The sequence below is a fragment of the Brotonthovivens ammoniilytica genome (assembly GCF_025566885.1).
Classification (GTDB): Bacteria; Bacillota; Clostridia; order Lachnospirales; family Lachnospiraceae; genus Brotonthovivens; species Brotonthovivens ammoniilytica.
This window is the reverse complement of record NZ_JAOQJQ010000002.1, coordinates 125,461-143,858: the sequence shown is the minus strand read 5'-3', so window position 1 is coordinate 143,858 and position 18,398 is coordinate 125,461. Positions and strand designations below refer to the sequence as shown.

Sequence of the window (18,398 nt, the reverse complement as noted above, 5' to 3'; positions counted from 1 at the left end):
AAAACGGAATAAAAATCAAGAAAAAAAGCCCACCACTTCTGTGGGGGCAATATATGTTCAGTGATTTCGTCTGAATTACATTAGTTCCGGTGTCCGCAGAATAACGCTGAATGATACAGGCAAGTATCTGACTTATGAAACAGTGGGAGCAACTACTCCCACAGTCCCAAATACAGTAACGGCCTTGCACAGGATTCGCACCTGTTTCCTTTTATGCTCTCGCACCTGTATATAACTGTATTGAATTACTTCTGCATTATAGCATCCGGGGAAAAATAGTGTCAATAAAAAGAGTGACTTCTTTCCCAAAACCAGAGACTATATATCAGAAAATAATGACATATGTCATTTTATCTAATTTTTATTTATGATATAATATTTAAAAATACTTAAACTATTATATGTACCGTTTTGTATCAGGAGGCAATTTTTATGGAATTTATCAGTGACAAAAACAAACTTGATTACTATATTAAAAAATACCGGTTAAAAGATTATTTTTCTGATGAATACTTTCCTGAACATTATAAATATATGACTGTTACAAAATTTGCCAGAGACGAATATATCTTTACTGAAAGGGGCAACATTCAGTATATGTACATCTTTCTCAACGGTAAAGTAAAAGTCTGCTCTCTACTTCGAAACGGTAAACAGCAGCTTTTAAATCTGATTACCGGAATCTCTTTTTTTGGTGATCTGGAGCTTTTTAACATTACGAATCCCTTTATTACTATTCAGGCTGTCAACGAATCTTATGCTATTGCTCTGCCTCTGACTTTTACTCAGGAACTTCTCTTTCAGGATTCTGTTTTTCTGAAACACATTGGCACACTGCTGGCAAAAAAGATTTATGTATTTACAAGCAATGCTGCATTAAACATGAACTATCCTCTGGAAAACAGGCTGTGCTCTTATCTAAGCTTTATTTCCAAAAAAATCAATATAGAAGGAACGGAATATTCCTACTTCAATGAAAATCTGTCTGAAACAGCAGAACTGCTGGGCACCAGTTACCGGCATCTGCAGCGGACCCTGAAGGATTTAAAAGAGAGCAATATTCTGGAAAAATATGAAAAAGGCTATATTGTAAAAGATTCAAAAGCACTTTCTAAATTAGCTTCCGACGAATATCTGATATAACAACTGCCGGACAGAGCTCTCACCTCTGTCCGGCAGCTTTTTGGAAAAAACATAAAATTGTGACTAAGCGTTCTCTACACTGTTATCTCTACCAGCTCAATAATTGTATTATCTTTCATAATAAATGCAATTTTCATCTGTCCATCCAGTTCCATAGGCTCAAAAATAATTCTGTCAGCATCCTCCAGATAAGGAAGCATATTATCTACCTGATATGCCACATGAGGACTTCTATGCATTATCTCCGGAAAGGGCGTTCCTTCTTCAAATTTCAGATATTCAATTTTATAATCGTAGCTGTCCACATCTGTATTTGCCCAAAATTTCAACTGCTCATTATATATCATATTCGGTTTCTTTGCTGTCACCGGAATACCCAGATGCATATACATAGCTGCCATCTTTCATCCCTCCATTTTTCTTTTACTTCAAAGACCTCTTCCTATCCTGGAAAAATTCATATGCTTCCCGGTCTGTATAGCCTTCATGGACAATTTTACCTACTGCCTGCGCCATTGCCACCGGATCCTCGCTTTGAAAAATATTTCTTCCCATATCTACTCCATGGGCGCCCTGACTAATTGCACGATATGCCATACTCAACGCCTCTGCTTCAGGTAACTTTTTACCTCCCGCAATGATTATAGGCACCGGACACGCAGCTGTAACTTTTTCAAAATCCTCACAATAATACGTCTTTATAAAATGCGCCCCATGCTCTGCCAGAATCCTTGTTGCCAGCAGGAAAAACTTAGCGTTACGCTCCATCTGCTTTCCTACCGCAACCACACCCAGCACCGGCATCCCATAGCGGTCTCCTGCATCCACATATCGGCACAGTGTCTCCAGGGACGCCGTCTCTCCCGGCGATCCAATAAAAGTCTGGACAGCTACTGCCGAAGCATTCATCCTGATTGCATCCTCCATTTCCACTCCCGCACCGTTTCCAATGCTCATATCATCATATAATACAGATGCATCATGAGTGGCCCGCAAACAAATCGCCTGATCCATGGCAGGGGAAAAACTGGAGCGAATCGCCCCTCTGGTCCCCATCAGCACATCCACATATGGTACCAGAGGTTTGATGGTCACATCCATTCTTTCCAGACCTGCCGTAGATCCCATAATATAACCATGATCAAAAGCCAACACCACTGCATTCTTTGACTTTGGATTAAAAATACGGGACAGACGATTTTTGATTCCAAAATCATTATTATTAAGTCCTTTCAGAAAAAATCCTTCTGTTTCCACTGGTACATCCAGATAATAATCTTTACTTGGTTTATTTCCAATATTATCAGCCATTTTTCTTTATTTCCTCCTGCCTATTTCGATAATGCAAATGTATGGACAGGAGTATTCCAGAGCCGCAGACATTCATCATCCCATTTAGCTATATTCAGCTGAAATCCTGCCTGCTCCTGTACTGTCAGAATCTCTCCCACCATATTCGCAACAACTTCTATTCCCTGCTCTTTCAAATAATGAACACAGTCTTTATAAAGGATAAACATCTCCATCAGTGTAGTTGCACCAGTTCCATTTATCATTACAAAACACTTATCGCCTCTCTTTAACGGGATATCTTTTATCAACGCATCTGCCATAATGGAAATGGTTTCTCTGGCCGTTTTTAATGGCTGACGCCCTCCACCGCCTTCACCGTGCTGTCCCATACCGATTTCCATATCTTCATCTCCCAGATCTCCAAAGGACTCTCCGTTTGCCGGATGAGTAGCACATCGGACTGCAACAGAAATTGTTGCCATGGAATCAGCATATTTCTGTGCAAGATCTGCTGCCTCATCCAAAGTTTTCCCTTCTCTGCATGCGGCTGCGGCAATGTGGTATAATGGAATAGCTCCCGCAAGCCCCCGGCGGTCTGCCGCATTACTTCTGGGTGCGTTTGAGATATCCTCCTGGGTAACAACTTTTTTCACTTTTATTCCTGCCTTCTCCGCCATCTTAATTACCATATTAGCGCATAACATATCTCCCGCATGGTTCAGCACAAGGAGCAATACCCCATGTCCCTTATCCGCCAGCTGCAGCGCTTCATATACAGACTGAGGACTCGGAGCAGCAAATACATCACCTACAACCTGAATATCCAGCATACCCTCACCTACAAATCCCGCCTGAGCCGGTTCATGTCCGGAACCGCCCATGGTAACTACCGTTACCCGATCAGCGGTCTTTAATCCTTTACTGATTACCAGATGCCCTCTGACTTCTACAATATCAGCTGCTGCCAGTCCATATCCCTCCAGCATTTCATCTGTCAGTGTATTTGGACTGTTCAGAAATTTTTTCATTTTCATACTCTTCCTCCTATCTGTAATATCCCTGTCTCAATCCTTCAAAAATAAGGGCCATGGAACATGCTCCCGCGTCTTTTACTCCAATAGATTTTTCACCATAATTTTTTGCTCTCCCATATTTTGCTATATAATCTGCCGTATCTTCAGCACCTTTTGCAGCTGCTTTTGCTCCAAGTTCAAGAGCTTCTTCATCACTTTCCGCATTCTTCATTGCTTCCACTGCTGGAATCAATGCATCCATCATGGTTTTTTCCCCGATTTTTGCGTTACTCATACCCTGCAATTCTTTTAATGCACATTCCAACACATCTGCTACCGACGCATCTTCCTTGGCTTCCTGCATACCGGTAATAAATGTGCCAAACAACGGTCCTGCACTTCCGCCCTGAACATTAACAGTCCCCCAGCCCAGGTCTTCAAAAAAGTCCGGAGTTTTTATATAATCTTTTGCAGCCTTTTCTTTGATAAGATTAGCAATTTTGGTCATCGTAATACCATGATCTCCATCTCCGATAACAGCATCTGTCCGGGAAAGGTTTTCTGCATTTTCCAACAGCAGATCTGCCGCCGCCAAAAACATTTTTTTCCACTGTTCTAATGAAACTGCCATATTAATCCCCTCTTTCTCTATCCGTATATTGTTTTTTCTACTGCTTTGATTCTTTTCTGGGCATCCAGCAGAAAATCATGAAAATCATCCAGTCCATCTGTAATCTGAGTGTTTAGGAAAACATCTACCATCTCACATGCCATAAATGGCGCTACGACAAATCCTCCCATTGTCAGAATATTTGAATTATTAATAGCTCTGCTCATTTTAGCTGTATAGGTACTTTCCACCACCGCAGCCCGAATCCCCTGATAGCTGTTGGCCATCTGCGCCATCCCCATACCTGTTCCACAACAGAGAATTCCGAAATCAAAATCTCCCCTCTGTACGGCCGGCACAGCCTCAGGAACAATCTCGTAGTAATCCCTGGCTTCTTTTGCAAAATCTGTATATTCTATATTAAGCTCTTCCAAATGCTTTCTAACAGCTTCTTTTAATTCAAATCCTGATGCATCTGCTCCAATCGCAATCTTCATTTACTTTCTCCTTTTAAATTTTATATCTGGAATTTTCATATCTCTTTTTTAATGAATACTTATACTGCCAATTCTTCTCTTGCCATAATAGAATCCTGCAGTTCTTTTGTCAGATCTACAAACACCGCACTATATCCCCCCACCCGGACAAGCAGATCTCTGTATTCATCAGGATTTTTCTGGGCTTCTTTTAAATCTTCGGCACTGACAACCAGATACTGTATCTGCTGCCCGCCGGCATCCATGTATGTACGCACCAGATCTGCCCACTTTGCAATATCTCTGGATGTGTTCACTGTTGTCATACTAAATCTCTGATTAAACGTAACACCATTAGTTGTATGATAAGTATCTATAGCTCTTGCCGCAGAAAAGTGTCTTGCTGTTATTCCTCTGGAATCGGAATACCTGGAGGGGGCCACTGAATCTGACAAATGCTCCCCGGCTCTTCTTCCATCAGGAGTAGCTCCCGTCTGATGGCCCAGGGTAATATAACTGTCCATACTTATTAATCCACCGATAAAATGTCCTCCATGAGCTGTTCCATACGATTCCAGAGAAGAAAACCACATGTCCAGAATGCGCTTACTCCAATTATCAGCGTATGGATCATCACAGCCATATTTAGGTGCCTGAATACATTTTTGCCGAAGCGCTTCATATCCTGTCCAGTTATTTTTCAAAGCCTCCATTAGTACCGGCCAAGCTGTTTCCTTTTGCTTAAATATCAGCGTATCCACTGCTGCAAGTATATCTCCGGCAGTAGCAAGTCCGATTCCCAGCGGGCCAGTCCAATTATATTTTGCTCCCCCTGCCACGAAATCAATTCCTGTCCTTCGGGGAGTAGGATGCATCAGGTTATGCCAGACAGAAGGATAATAAGCGGTAAAAACATAATCATTTACATTATTTGCAATTACATTCATCTCTACTGCATATTCCATCTGTCTGCCAACAGCCTCCATAAACGCTTCCATTGAGAGGAAACTTTGCACATCCCCGGTTTTGGGGCCTGCCTGTCTGCCGTTTTGTGGATTTATACCATTCCACAATGCAAGCTCAATCGGTTTTACCAGACTGAAAAAACCTCCATTTTGCCTTCCTGAAGTATCAGCTCCGGTCATATTAGGATCCGTCACATTTTCCTGACAACCTACATCACCGTAATTTCTGGCATCTTTTAATTCCACCTGACAATTGGCAGTCATACCTGCCACAATTGCATCATCATTTAAAAGCAGAGGCAGCCCCCCTCCAAGACGGAGAAGTTCCAGGGTGCAGATCAGCAGTTTTTCCGGTGTCTTATGATGCACTCTTACAGATAAGGCCGGATCCGTCAGATGTACATGGGCGTGAGCTTCCAGAAGCATAAAAGAAAGCTCGTTGGTACAGTCCCGCCCCAGTTCATCCATACCGCTTATATTGATTTTGTCATTATTTCCCCTTGGACACCCCAAACCCATGGTAAATGCTGTACTCTCATTCCATTTCAGGAAAAGACACTCCAAAAGCTCCTGAGCTTTTTTCCTGGTAATTGTTCCATTTTCCAGATCATTCTGCAGCCAGGGCAGCATATACTGATCAAACCTGCCTGCAGAATGGGAATCCATCCCCTCAATCAGAGCTGTAGCTGCCCTTAAAAAATGAAAGCACTGCAGCGCTTCCCACCAGGATTCTGCCGGATATGCCGGCACCTTTTTGCAGATACGTGCCATTTCCACCAATTCCGTACGCCGCTTATCCTCCGGTTCCGCATCAGCAAGTTTCTGCGCATAGTCCGCATTTCTCTGCGCATAATCAATCATTGCTTCCCCGGCTATTATCATGGCTTCATACTGGTTTCGTCTTTCCAGTGTTTTCATTCCGTCCGGATGCGTCATATCAAGAGACTTTATCTGCTCTCTGATATCAGCAATTACTCCCAGCATTCCTTTTTGCAGAACTGTTTTATAGTCCTGAATTGTATGAGCAAGAGGGCCGCCTACCGTGGGAATATAACATTGACTGTCATTTAGATATTTCCACGCCTCCTGATAATTTTCAGACATTTCCATGCAAAAGTAGTCCATTCTTCCTTTATTTTCCCAGAATGGCAATATGTCTCTCTGAAATGCTTCCAGTTCTGTCTTATCATAGACATAAATACGATCCAGTTCCTCACAAGAACCTTTCCTGGGGAAGTCAAGTGCCGGAAAATGCGGGTTAAAATCTACATAATGAGGCCCGCAGGAAGCGCCGCCCATAAGCAGCTGTCCCTCAGTCAGCCCTATAGAAATCTCATGAAGCCCCTTCTTTATAGACAATGCACGCCGGATAGCCGGATGTCTGCCTTCCGTCTGCATATAAGAATGGGTCACACTTCTCGCCCATTGAAAAGAAAGACGACGTTTTCCGGATTTATAACGTGTCAACATTCCTTTACGAATTTTCTGAATACGCTTTTCCCCTGTATCTTCTTCACTGAGAATCATTCCCTCAAACAAATTTCCTCTCCAGGGAACATTTCTCTCTGTCCACCATGGAGTAAAAATATCTTTCTTTTGTTCTTCCATCATCCAGCCTCCTTTATCAGGTTCTCTTCAGCGCCTGAATTCTTAAATCTAAAACAAAAATACTACCTTTGTTGCATTATGTTTTTTTACAAGATCAAATCCATACTGGCAGTCCTCCGGCTGCAGTACATGGCTGATATATTCATAAGGATTCACTTCCCCTTCCAGAATTAATTTCGCCATTTCCTCATTGGCATCTTCTTCGTCCGGCCATTTCACCCACACTCTCGGATCGCTGCGCAAAGAATCTTCCCATTTTAAACCGGGTGCCGCTCCGTATAACTGCACCGTTCCTTTTTCTCCTGCTACATCCAGACACATTTTCAGCGCTGAATCACTACCCACTGCTTCTATTACTTTTCCAAGGCCTCCGTCTGTGATAATTTTCTGCAATTCGTTTGGAAAATCATCTCCCACAACATACAAATCTGCCCCGGCATCCTTAAATTTTTTTTCATGATCTTTCCGACGTCCGAAAACTACGATGGGAGACGCACCCATGAGCTTTGCAAATTTTGCAAAGCAAACAGCAACGGGACCGGTTCCCACAATGCCAAGAGGTTCTCCGGGCTTTATATCAAAATTACGCAGTGTCTGCCATGTCTCTTTCAGGGTAATCATAACTGCCCCCTGAACACTGTCAATTCCCTGAGGAAGGATCTGGTGTTTTGTGGCCTGATAGTTCAGAGGGATATCTGCTCCATCTTCCTGAATAGCTGCATAATCCTGAACAACCCCATACTCACTCATACCGCCTTCAGATCCAATTCCCCCCGGATAGTGCCCCCAGGTATGTGCCCGCAGCACTCTGTCCCCTACTTTAAAACTGCGGCACTTCTCACCCACTTCAATTACAACACCACAGGATTCATGACCAAGATTTATCGGAACTCCCTCAGGATGGCCTCCTCCCTCCGGACCGCCAAACTCACGGTTTACAAACATCATATCTGTGTGGTTACAGATGGCACATGCTTCGATTTTTACTAAAGCTTCATACTTTCCCGGTTTTGGTACAGGTATATTTCCCAGACACACCTGCCCGGGATTTGATGAAATAATGGTTTTCATATTTTTCATTTATCCTTTCTATACTTTATGTTATCCGCCCACAGCTGCCCAAAACCCCTGATCTTTCAACTGATTACAGACCTCCTGCAGCCGGCGGGCACCTTCTTTATCTTGATTCAAAGACGCCTTCCCTGCTAGCAGATACTCTCTGCCAAGCCGTCTGTACTTGTCTTTTCCAAGCTGATGAAAGGGCATCAGATGTATGGTACGGATCTCTGCAGATTTCATAAACGTTACCATATTGTCAATGTTTTCTTTTTCTGTATTACAGCCCGGCACAAAGGGCATACGTATTATTATTTCTTTTCCCGTCTGTGCTATCCTCCGGGCATTTTCCAGTATTAGTTGGTTGGAAACACCGGTCAGTATTTTATGCGTCATTTTATCCATATGTTTCAGATCGTACAAAAACAGATCCGTCCATGGCAGAATTTTTTCTATTGCTTCCCAGGCGCCATATCCGGAGGTCTCAACAGCCGTATGGATGTTTCTCTCACAACACCACTGCAATATTTCAGCAGCAAATCCAGGCTGCATAAGCACTTCTCCTCCGGAAAGCGTTACCCCTCCGCCGGAATGACGGTAACAGTCTCTGTCTTTCTGTATTTCTTCAAGAATCCCTTCTGCTTCCCAGACGCTGCCCATTATCTTTTGTTTCTCATGATATTCTGCTTCCGGCTCTGGATTCTGAGATTCCGGATTACAGCACCACAAACACTGAAGGGGACATCCTTTCAAAAATACCACTGTTCGAATACCCGGCCCGTCATGAATAGAATAGCGCTGTATGTCAAATACAATGCCTTTCATAAGCTGTCCTTCCTTTGCCGTTATCCCGCTTTAATACCATGGACTGCTCTGTGCTGTCATAATCTCCAACGGTACTGTACTTAACGGCTCTGCACCATCTGGACCGGTCAGAAAATTATCGCAGCAAAACGCATATACATCATCGGTAATCCCAAAAGGATGTACGGCAATATTCATATTGGACCGTATTGCCATAGTCTCTGATCCGTAAATTACAGGCCGCTCTGCAAGTTCATATCCTTGTCCGTGCGCAAATATCATATTGCGGGACGGAAAACCTCTTTTTTCCATATAATCATTGTTAATCCTGCAGACATCAGCCGGGCATGCTCCTTCTTTCAATATCTCTGCCGCTCTTCGCTGAGCGTCCCTGGCTGCCATCCAGGCATCTGTCAGCCGCCTGGATGGCTCCCCGATACAGATTGTACGTCCTACTTCCTGATAAAATCCGCCCGGACCGGATACTTCCAGCATTACCATTACCTGATCACCTTTTTGCAATGTACGGTTCATAAAAAACGGCAGTTTATGCCCTGCCGGCTCCCCCATAGGCGCCGAGCAAACCATGATTAACTGTTCTTCACTTCCCAGATCCGTTAGAATATGACGTATATCGTTTGCTACTTCATACTCTTTTCTTCCAGGTCTTATAAATGCCGGAACTGCCGCAAAGGCAGCACCTGTTATTTCCGCTGTTCTTCGGATAAGAGCAATTTCCTCAGAACTTTTAATGCATTTAATCTGATCTACTAAATCTGTTGCATCTACAAATTCTACATCTGTAAGGTTTTCTTTTATGTATTCATAAAAACAGGCTGACATCAGTCCCTTTGCAACAATCCCTATTTTTTTATAACCGGACGCTCTGATGGCTGCTGCCGCCGCTTCTCCATCCAATGTATTTGTATAATAGATACTCCGGTAATACGGGCGGACAATATTTTCTTTTATGCCTCTCATCATCCAGCCGGGCAGTACCAGTTCCGGTATATTGCCTTCTGTAATCACAGTCATCTCATCATCCGCCGGAAACAGTACTGTGGCGGGCGTTCCGAATTTTGCAGGCATATCAATAAACCATCTGATATACCCGCCCATGTGGGCTTCACTGTTCTGAATTACCAGACAGTCTATCCCGTTTTTTCTCATTTCTTCCCGCACGGCTATCCATCGTCGGTTTAATTCATTGTCTGAAACAGGAAGAAATACATTTTCTTTCAACTGACGGTCCATAATTTTACCTCCGCACCATTTTAAGTATGAAATACAGGCGCCTCACTGGGGTTATACACAGCCGGAATCTTTACTTTTCCGCCGTCTACAAGAACATTTTCGGCTGTAATCCAGCCTGAATACTCATCAGATGCCAAGAAGCAGCAAATTCTTCCATGATCATTATACGGATCTCCGCAGCGTCCCATCGGAATGGTTTTTCCAATCTGATCTGCAGCTTCATGCATAAATGTGTTCATTCCAGTAGGTGTCGGGCCTGGCGCAATAGAGTTTACACGTATGCCATATGGCGCCAGGTAACCTGCCAGTGCAAGGGTAATAGCCTGAACACCACCTTTAGAAGCACTGTAACCGATTCCCTCCGGAAAACTTGAGCTCACTGCCTCAGAGGAAAAATTCACGACAGAACCAGCTTTCACCCCATGTTCCAACATACTTTTTACAACCGCCTTTGTAACAATAAATACACTTTCCAGATTGATTCTTACCTCTCTTTGGAACTCCTCCAATGTCTGTTCAAAGAAAGACTTCCAGTAAATAACCCCTGCGTTATTAATCAATGTTGTTACCGGACCAAAAGCATCTACAGTTGCTTTTACCATGTCCTCAACACTGGCAGGATCTGTTACATCACAGAAGGCTGCAACTGCACGTCCGCCTGCATTACAAATTTCTTCAGCAACATTCTTTGCATTTTCCTCATTGATATCACATACCATTACAGCTGCTCCATGATCAGCCAGAGCCATTGCCACTCCTCGTCCATTTCCACGGCCGCCGCCTGTAACGATGGCCACTTTGTCATTTAATTTTAACATTGTAAAAACTCTCCTTTACTTTTTTCTGATTTCACTATAACAAAAGGCATATTTTTCATATACGACAGATGTCCCTCCGCCATTTTCTTTTTTTAGGACATATGTCCTGTATTAATATTTTCTGCGCCAGATACAGCAGGCTCGCTGAATAGAAAAAAACCTGCAAACCGGATACATTTTTTGTATCCGATTTACAGGCTTCTAATGATCAAGCTTTATCCAATGGAAAACAAACCACTATGAACTCTGTTTTATTCTTAATATTATTTCAGAAATTTATCTGCCTGAAAAACACACAGATATGTGCCAATTACTCAGCAGAGTTCCAAGCAGATAATATTCCGAAAACTTAGAATCCTCTGTAATTTTCTTATACCGGGCTATTCTGTCAATTTATTCTATCAATATTGCTGTCGTCTTTTTCTTTATTTTTACAGTTCGATTCTCTGCATGGATAGTAATAAACAAAATTACCATTAATAAAATCCCTTCCACCAATTCTGAAATTTCACTGGAGCCAAATCCCATAATCTTCAGACCATTTTCTATAATCATAAATACAAAACATCCAATTATCATTTTATAAGCAGATGCTGTAGAACCACCCCTGACAAGTACGCCTCCCACATAAATAGCAATCAGGGTTTTCATCTCATACATGGTTCCCATGGTAGTACTTGTCCCTCCGCTTCTTGCAATAATGAAAAATCCAGCTATGGCTGCGGTCAGGCCTGACAACATAAAACAAAAGATTTTTACCCTGTCTACCGGCTTTCCCACATACTTTGCCAGTATCTCATTTTCACCAACTGCTCTGGCATTTCTTCCAAAAGAAGTACGTTCCAGTAAAAACCAGGAAACAGCTAAAATCAATATCAGCAAGGGAATCTTTATATACTGTTTCTGCAGCATTAGGATCGCGTCACCTGCATGAGTGACACCTACCTTACTCTGAATAAAATTAATGATGCCGCGCAAACCTATCAGCAATGCCAGCGTTTCCATAAACGAAGGCACTTTAAATTTTGCATTTATCACACCATTTAGCGCTCCAAATCCTATTCCTATTCCAATGGCAGTAATAACCATCAGAAAAACATTTCCTGTAACCATAAATACAATATCACTTACGACTGCGCACATACCGCTTACAACACCTACTGATAAATCACAACAGCCCAGCGCCACCACAAAAATTGCTCCGCTGCAAAGCACTAATAAAATCACTGTCTGATCCAGCAGTGTTCTGAGATTAAAAGGAGAAAACATATTTCCGCCCGTCAAAATAGCAAAAACAATAAGAATGACTCCCAAAGATATAAACGGTACCGCTTTATTCATATCAATTTTCTGCTTCATCACACCATCACCTCAATCAAAGCTTCCTGGGTAAAATTATTACCGCGTATAAATTCCCCTTTTATACAGCCATCCTTCATTACAATAAGCCGGTCTGCCATTCCCAGCAATTCCGGTAATTCATCTGAAATTAATATCATGGACAGTCCTTTTTTCTTTACCTCGCTCATAACATGATAAATATAAGCTTTTACACTGACATCTACCCCTCTTGTAGGACAGTCTAAAACCAATACATTCAAATCTTTTAGCAGCCATCTCCCCAGATTTACTTTCTGCTTATTCCCTCCTGATAAATCCTGCATCTTCTGATATATACCGTTACACTTCACATTAAATTCTTCCACGCCATTTTGTGCAAAACGTTTTAACTTAGCCGGACTTAAATACATACACTTTCCTTGCAGTTCTGTAGTGGACGGCAGTACAAAATTATTTAAGATACTGTCTTTTATCATCAGGGCAGAGCCATCCCGATCCTTAGGCACATACGCCATACCATTTTTCCCCGCAATCAACTCATTCTTAATCAAAATATTTCCCTCTGTTAAGGTTACACTTCCAGTCCTGTCATGCGACAACCCAAACACAGCCGTTCCAATCTCATGAATACCCGAATCACTCAGTCCGCAAAAGCCTAAAATCTCACCTCTATGAAGTTCAAAAGATATATCATTTAGTGTATAAGGCACATTAACATGCTCTGCCTGCAAAACTACTTCTTCCTTATAATCTGCAACAGCATCTTCCCTGTAATAAGCAGAATTTACCTGGCGTCCAACCATCAGCCGTTTGATTTCATCCGTATCCAGTTCACTGCAGGCTTTTGTAGTAATCACTTCCCCATCCCGAAGCACTGTAATATTGTCACAAATTTCCAGCATTTCCTCTAAATCATGGGTGATGATAACAATAGTTTTTCCTTCTTTCTGAAGACGCGCAATCAATTGATATAACATTTCCCGGTTATTTTGTGAAAGAGACTGAGTCACCTCATCCAGAATTAAAATATCCGGATTTCCTGACAATGCTCTTGCCAGTTCCAGCATTTTTCTGGATTCAATGGACATTTCAGCGCAGTCTGCATTTAACGGAATCTTCATCAGTCCATACGTTTCAAATATATCATTGGCCTTTTGATACATTTTTTTCATATTAATAATTCCAAACCTTGAAAATTGTTTCCAGTTTCCGGCAAAGACATTAACCCCCGCAGGAAGTGTATTTAACACTCCAAGTTCCTGCACCACAATTCCAATTTTATTGTTTTTTGCATCAAGAGGGTTTTGAGGATCATATTCCTTCCCATTTAATATCATCCTTCCTTCATCTTTCAGATAAATACCCGCAATCTGTTGCAACAGTGTTGATTTTCCGGAACCATTCTCTCCTGCCAGCCCTCTTATTTCACCTCGTTTTAAAGTAAAATCAATATTCTTATTCGCAATAGTGGATCCAAAATATTTACAAAGTCCTTTTACTTCTAAAATATGATTCATTATTTCACCACCTTTTTCTGTTTTCTCTGAGCCAGAATACCAAAAGCAATTACAATCAATCCCAGTACGGCTTCCTGGAGCGTTCCGGAAGGCACACCTGCAATAGTCAGCATATTGAAAATTCCATATACAAGCAGCGCACAAATAGGAATTCCTATAATGATATTTATCTTAGCTTTTAACACCTGGGCAAGCATAACAGATGCAATAGGCTGAAATATCATTGTCATACTGGTCAGTCCTGTCTTTACACTGATACGGGCACTGTAGCTTTCATTAAGAAACGCAGAGCATCCTACAAATATCCCACAGATGATTCCAACTGTAATAATTGTCTTTACAGTATCAATTCCCATCGCCTCTGCAATCTTTTGTCCGCTTCCCAAAGCTCTTACTTTCAGTCCGATGGTTGTCCTGTTATATATAAGATATGCTAAAGCAAATCCTATTCCAAATACCACATAGATAGCCGGTGCTTTAGCAAGCCCCCGCATAGGTTCACTTAATTGTGCAATGGTTTTTCCACTTGTCAGCTGGTGATTAGAATAAAAAATTGCAATCGCCTCATAAACCATTACCATACCAATACTGGCCACCCAGGAAGGAATTTTTGATTTTGCAAATAGAAAAAAATTAAAAACCATCAAGGCCATGGACACACCAACCGCTCCAATTATAATTCCAAAATACCCAAGTTTGGTTTCACCCAGAAAACCCGACATATTTGCAGCAAGTATCACAACCGCTCCCAGAGACATATCCGTAAAGTCACATGCAAACACAAAACATAACGCCCAGGCCATAAAACACGGAATAATTGCATGGGAAATTAATGTCTTTATATTATTTCCAGTTAAAAATTTTCCCGAAACAGCATAGTTAAAAATAATACAAACTGCTATAATTGCCGCTGTTATCACAATTGTCTGGATATGACCTTTCTTATTATCCGTCATAAAATCACCCCATTTTAAAATATGCCCGGGCACTTTCACTGACCGGGCATATTCACTATTTTTTTACTTTTCTAAACTGGTTTCAAAACTGTAATTTTCTATAAACTCTTTAAAATCCTTATATGTCACATCTTTCCCTACAAGTTCATTCATCTGATCCGGTGTCAGCGGATGCCCTGTAAGATATAAATCAGAAAACTGATCAGCATTCTCTGCTGTAACCGAAAACGGTACTACATTAGCAAAATATGGCGCATTCCCAGCTTCATCTTTAATAATATTTCCCTGAGCATAATTTACAAGCAATGCAGAGGCAATTGGAATAACAATTTTAGATCCACTATCTGCATATGAGATTGTTCCGTCCTTGATATAAGGAATTGTCTCTTTTGTTGTATCCGACTGGTAAACTGCTATATTAACATCTCCATGATTTCCAAGGGCTGAAATCGCTGCTACCGAATAATCTCCTGCAAGACAATAGACCCCCTGTGCATCCGGATTCGCAGAAACAAGATCATCGAACTTCGTTGTTCCTTCGGACGGATCTGTACACCTGCCTGCGCCTAAAATTTCTCCTCCACCTTCTTTGAAAGTTTCTGTAAATCCTTCTACACGTTTATCATGAATCGTATCACCGACAGCACCTCCAAGTATTAGCGCCTTCTTTTCTCCATTTTTCAGCATTTCCGAAGCCGCATTCGCGCCGCACATATAACTGTCTGTTCCTACTGAACCGGCGTAATATTCATTTTCATTAAGCATTGCTGTAGTTTCATCATCTCGTGATATCTGGTCATACATTGCAAAAGGAACCTTGGTCATCTGACAAGTGGCCGAAATCTGTTTGTAAGAAGTATTGTTCCATCCATAAATCATCAGCCCATCATACCCTTTAGAGGCCATTGTTTCTACATTTTGCATCTGAGTATCCGCAGTAAAGTTATCGTTGTAAATCTGAAAAGAAGCCCCCATAGATGTAAAATCATACTCCAGTTCATTCACAAAATTATCCAGCGCAACACTGCCCTGTCCTACAATATCTCCTGCAAATTTTAATCCATTGGATTTTACTGCATCGTCTGTACTTTCCTGTACACTACCGGAACTATTGTTTTCCTCTTTGTTTGTTCCGCATGCACTTAATCCCGATACCAGCAGTACCCCAATTGTTCCCCAGCAAATCACTCTTCTTATTTTTCTGCTCATTATATCCTCCTTTGCTAAATTCCCTTTTTCTGCCATGCTATTCAAAATGGCACTTTTTCTTCTCCTTTTTGTATTTTTGATACTCTAAATTTACCATTCACTTCATTTTGTGTATATGCCATGTGTCGTGCTTTTCATCTGTTTTTTTAAGACATATGTCCCAGAACAGAAACACTTCCCATTCTACCTATTTAACGAAAAATACAGAGCAAAATAAAACGGGACATTGGAAATCTTTCCTCTGTCCCCCTGACCATTTTATCTTATCTTTTTTTTATATGTCCCTCCAGCAGCTCCATAAACAGAGCAATGGCTGGATTATAGTTCTTCTTTCTCCAGGCTACTGTGATATCATGATCTTTTGCCTCAACTATGGGAATCTCCCGAATTACCACCTGAGGATTCATCTTTTCAATTGTTCTGTTGGTGGTTATAGCCACGCAATTCCCGGTCTGCACCCACAAAAGCACATCTTCCATTTTATTTACCAGTTTTATATTAGGATATACACCACATTTTCCACACAGATTCATAATATACTGATATCCCTCTTCGCTGATTGTCCGGTCTAGCTGTACAAACTGTTCATTTTTCAGATCTTCCAGATTCAAAATAGGCTTTTGAGCCAGGGGATGATTCCTGTTGAGCATAATGCAGGAATCATACTTCTGTATATTAACGGTAACCAGATCCGGTTTATCAAACAGCGAAAAACCATAGGTTAAAATTATATCCAGACTTTTATTATATAAGTTATCTGGCAAAATTCCCAAGGAAAATCTTTCCAGTGTCAGATGAATCTTAGGATACTGTTCCTGAAAATACTCCAGTACTAGAGGAAACAGTTCAGAAATATCATAAACATCCAGAAATCCTACTCTTAACCTTCCCTGATACCCCTGATTGGCATTTCTTGCCTCACTGATAAGCCCTCCATATGTATTGAGCAGCTCCGGAAGTCCATTATACAAAATACTTCCTCCCGGAGTCAGCTTTAATGTTTTTTTCTCTCTTACAAACAGCTGAGTTCCCAATTCCTCTTCCATAGCTGCAATCTGGCGGCTTAAAGCAGGCTGTGTAATAAACAGGCTTTTTGCAGCCTCTGTAAAACTCAAACACCTTGCAACTGCTATAAAATATTTCATCTGATTAAGCGTCATAAAATCCCCCTGTTTCTTTCATCACTTTTATTACATAATATCAGTCTCATTACCAAAAAGCAATTCTATCATTACCAAAAGGCATGGATATATACAGGAATTGCATTCACAATTTCCACATACAGAATTGATTCTCACAAGTTAAAATGTTAACATTTTTTTAAATCATTCATTCACATTATTAAGATACATACAGGAGGTTTTTATGAAAGTTATGGGTATCGTGGCAGGACGCCACAACGGAAACAGTGAAATTTTAGTAAAAGAAGCTTTGTTAGCCTGTCAGGAGGCGGGAGCCGAAGTAACACTTATTAATTTGTTTGATTACAATATCCTTCCATGCACAGGATGTGAATGCTGTACCATGAATATGGGCGATGTTGCTATGGGAAAAGGAGAATACAGAGGCTGTGTATTAAAAGAAAAAGACGATGTAGATAAACTGATTAACGTTATGCAGCAGCAAAACGGCGTTATTATTGGTGTACCAACCTATGATCTGATGCCAAGTTCTGTATATACCCGTTTTGCACAGCGCTTTCTTGCCTATGAGCTTTCTTTCCTTTTAAAGATCGGAACGGTAAAAGAAGATCCACACTGTGTGGCAGGCCTGATCGCTGTAGGGGGGTCCTGTCATGACTGGCAGGGCCTGACACTGGAAACTATGGCCGCATCTATGTTTACACAGTCCATGCAGGTTGTGGACCAGTTTATGTCCACCAGAGTCGGCCGTCCAGGAAATGTTCTGCTTCGCACAGAGCAGCTAGAGCGGGCTCACAAAATGGGTGAAAATATTATAAAAGCCATCCAGACACCGGTGGAAGAACGGGGCTGGCTTGGCGATCCTAATCAGGGTCTTTGTCCAAACTGCCACGGAGGTCTTATTTTTAAAGGAGAGCCCCACTGGGACGGCATTCAGTGGCCTTTTGAATGTGCAGTCTGCGGTGCCGGCGGAGATCTTGTAAAGGATGAAAACGGAAAGGTGAAATTTGTTCTGGCAAAAGACGGCTTGTGCCGGGACAGAAATGTAAATGAATGCCGGGATAAACATCTAGAAGAAATTATTGCCACAAGAATTGACTTTATGAAAAATCAGGATGTGGTTCAGGAACGTTATGGAAAATATAAAGAACTGAAATTCCCTGCCGTATAATCATCAAGATTCAAGTCTCGCT

Annotated in this window: 17 protein-coding genes and 1 riboswitch; of the genes, 2 read left to right on the top strand and 15 right to left on the bottom strand. The window is 41.6% G+C overall.

The features are described from left to right. Window positions 1-101: 101 nt before the first annotated feature. Window positions 102-244: riboswitch (cobalamin riboswitch) on the bottom strand. 188 nt (window positions 245-432) lie between these two features. Then, window positions 433-1,143 carry a cyclic nucleotide-binding domain-containing protein gene (locus tag OCV88_RS05110; RefSeq protein ID WP_158424504.1) on the top strand — a complete coding sequence of 237 codons (711 nt, stop codon included), beginning with the start codon at window positions 433-435 and terminating at the stop codon, window positions 1,141-1,143. 74 nt (window positions 1,144-1,217) lie between these two features. Here OCV88_RS05110 and OCV88_RS05105 read toward each other — a convergent pair whose 3' ends face one another. From OCV88_RS05105 to OCV88_RS05035, 15 genes are all read right to left on the bottom strand, one after another. Further along, window positions 1,218-1,544, bottom strand: coding sequence for a hypothetical protein (locus OCV88_RS05105; protein ID WP_158424503.1), 327 nt, complete (start codon window positions 1,542-1,544; stop codon window positions 1,218-1,220). Between the two features lie 22 nt (window positions 1,545-1,566). Further along, a complete protein-coding gene (lsrF, locus tag OCV88_RS05100; RefSeq protein ID WP_158424502.1) occupies window positions 1,567-2,454 on the bottom strand; it encodes a 3-hydroxy-5-phosphonooxypentane-2,4-dione thiolase in 888 nt (295 codons plus the stop codon). A 20-nt stretch (window positions 2,455-2,474) separates the two neighbouring features. Further along, window positions 2,475-3,470, bottom strand: coding sequence for a dihydroxyacetone kinase subunit DhaK (locus tag OCV88_RS05095; protein WP_158424501.1), 996 nt, complete (start codon window positions 3,468-3,470; stop codon window positions 2,475-2,477). Window positions 3,471-3,480: 10 nt separating this feature from the next. Continuing rightward, the gene (locus OCV88_RS05090) at window positions 3,481-4,080 is read right to left on the bottom strand and encodes a DAK2 domain-containing protein (protein ID WP_262590756.1); all 600 of its coding nucleotides are present in this window, start codon (window positions 4,078-4,080) and stop codon (window positions 3,481-3,483) included. A gap of 17 nt (window positions 4,081-4,097) precedes the next feature. Further along, on the bottom strand, window positions 4,098-4,556 hold the full coding sequence (locus OCV88_RS05085) for an RpiB/LacA/LacB family sugar-phosphate isomerase (protein WP_158424500.1): 459 nt from the start codon (window positions 4,554-4,556) through the stop codon (window positions 4,098-4,100). 59 nt (window positions 4,557-4,615) lie between these two features. Further along, the gene (locus tag OCV88_RS05080; RefSeq protein ID WP_158424499.1) at window positions 4,616-7,111 is read right to left on the bottom strand and encodes a pyruvate formate lyase family protein; all 2,496 of its coding nucleotides are present in this window, start codon (window positions 7,109-7,111) and stop codon (window positions 4,616-4,618) included. A gap of 45 nt (window positions 7,112-7,156) precedes the next feature. Continuing rightward, complete coding sequence (locus OCV88_RS05075) at window positions 7,157-8,188, bottom strand: alcohol dehydrogenase catalytic domain-containing protein (protein WP_158424498.1); 1,032 nt, start codon at window positions 8,186-8,188, stop codon at window positions 7,157-7,159. 21 nt (window positions 8,189-8,209) lie between these two features. Further along, window positions 8,210-8,989 carry a glycyl-radical enzyme activating protein gene (locus tag OCV88_RS05070; protein ID WP_158424497.1) on the bottom strand — a complete coding sequence of 260 codons (780 nt, stop codon included), beginning with the start codon at window positions 8,987-8,989 and terminating at the stop codon, window positions 8,210-8,212. Window positions 8,990-9,019: 30 nt separating this feature from the next. After that, window positions 9,020-10,222 (bottom strand): M24 family metallopeptidase, encoded by a 1,203-nt coding sequence (locus OCV88_RS05065; RefSeq protein ID WP_158424496.1) that lies wholly within the window; start codon window positions 10,220-10,222, stop codon window positions 9,020-9,022. 20 nt (window positions 10,223-10,242) lie between these two features. Then, window positions 10,243-11,040 (bottom strand): SDR family NAD(P)-dependent oxidoreductase, encoded by a 798-nt coding sequence (locus tag OCV88_RS05060; RefSeq protein ID WP_158424495.1) that lies wholly within the window; start codon window positions 11,038-11,040, stop codon window positions 10,243-10,245. Between the two features lie 393 nt (window positions 11,041-11,433). After that, the gene (locus tag OCV88_RS05055) at window positions 11,434-12,399 is read right to left on the bottom strand and encodes an ABC transporter permease (RefSeq protein ID WP_158424494.1); all 966 of its coding nucleotides are present in this window, start codon (window positions 12,397-12,399) and stop codon (window positions 11,434-11,436) included. Then, a complete protein-coding gene (locus OCV88_RS05050; RefSeq protein ID WP_158424493.1) occupies window positions 12,399-13,898 on the bottom strand; it encodes a sugar ABC transporter ATP-binding protein in 1,500 nt (499 codons plus the stop codon). The genes OCV88_RS05055 and OCV88_RS05050 overlap by 1 nt, the downstream gene beginning before the upstream one ends. Further along, window positions 13,898-14,854, bottom strand: a complete 957-nt coding sequence (locus tag OCV88_RS05045) for an ABC transporter permease (protein WP_158424492.1) — start codon at window positions 14,852-14,854, stop codon at window positions 13,898-13,900. The genes OCV88_RS05050 and OCV88_RS05045 overlap by 1 nt, the downstream gene beginning before the upstream one ends. 63 nt (window positions 14,855-14,917) lie before the next feature. Further along, window positions 14,918-16,063: a sugar ABC transporter substrate-binding protein gene (locus OCV88_RS05040; protein ID WP_262590753.1), complete on the bottom strand. Its 1,146-nt coding sequence runs from the start codon at window positions 16,061-16,063 to the stop codon at window positions 14,918-14,920. 263 nt (window positions 16,064-16,326) lie between these two features. Beyond that, the gene (locus tag OCV88_RS05035; protein ID WP_158424490.1) at window positions 16,327-17,223 is read right to left on the bottom strand and encodes a LysR family transcriptional regulator; all 897 of its coding nucleotides are present in this window, start codon (window positions 17,221-17,223) and stop codon (window positions 16,327-16,329) included. A 205-nt stretch (window positions 17,224-17,428) separates the two neighbouring features. Here OCV88_RS05035 and OCV88_RS05030 point away from each other — a divergent pair, with 205 nt between their 5' ends. Further along, entirely contained in the window at window positions 17,429-18,376 is a 948-nt protein-coding gene (locus tag OCV88_RS05030; RefSeq protein WP_158424489.1) for a flavodoxin family protein, read from the top strand. Window positions 18,377-18,398: the final 22 nt, after the last annotated feature.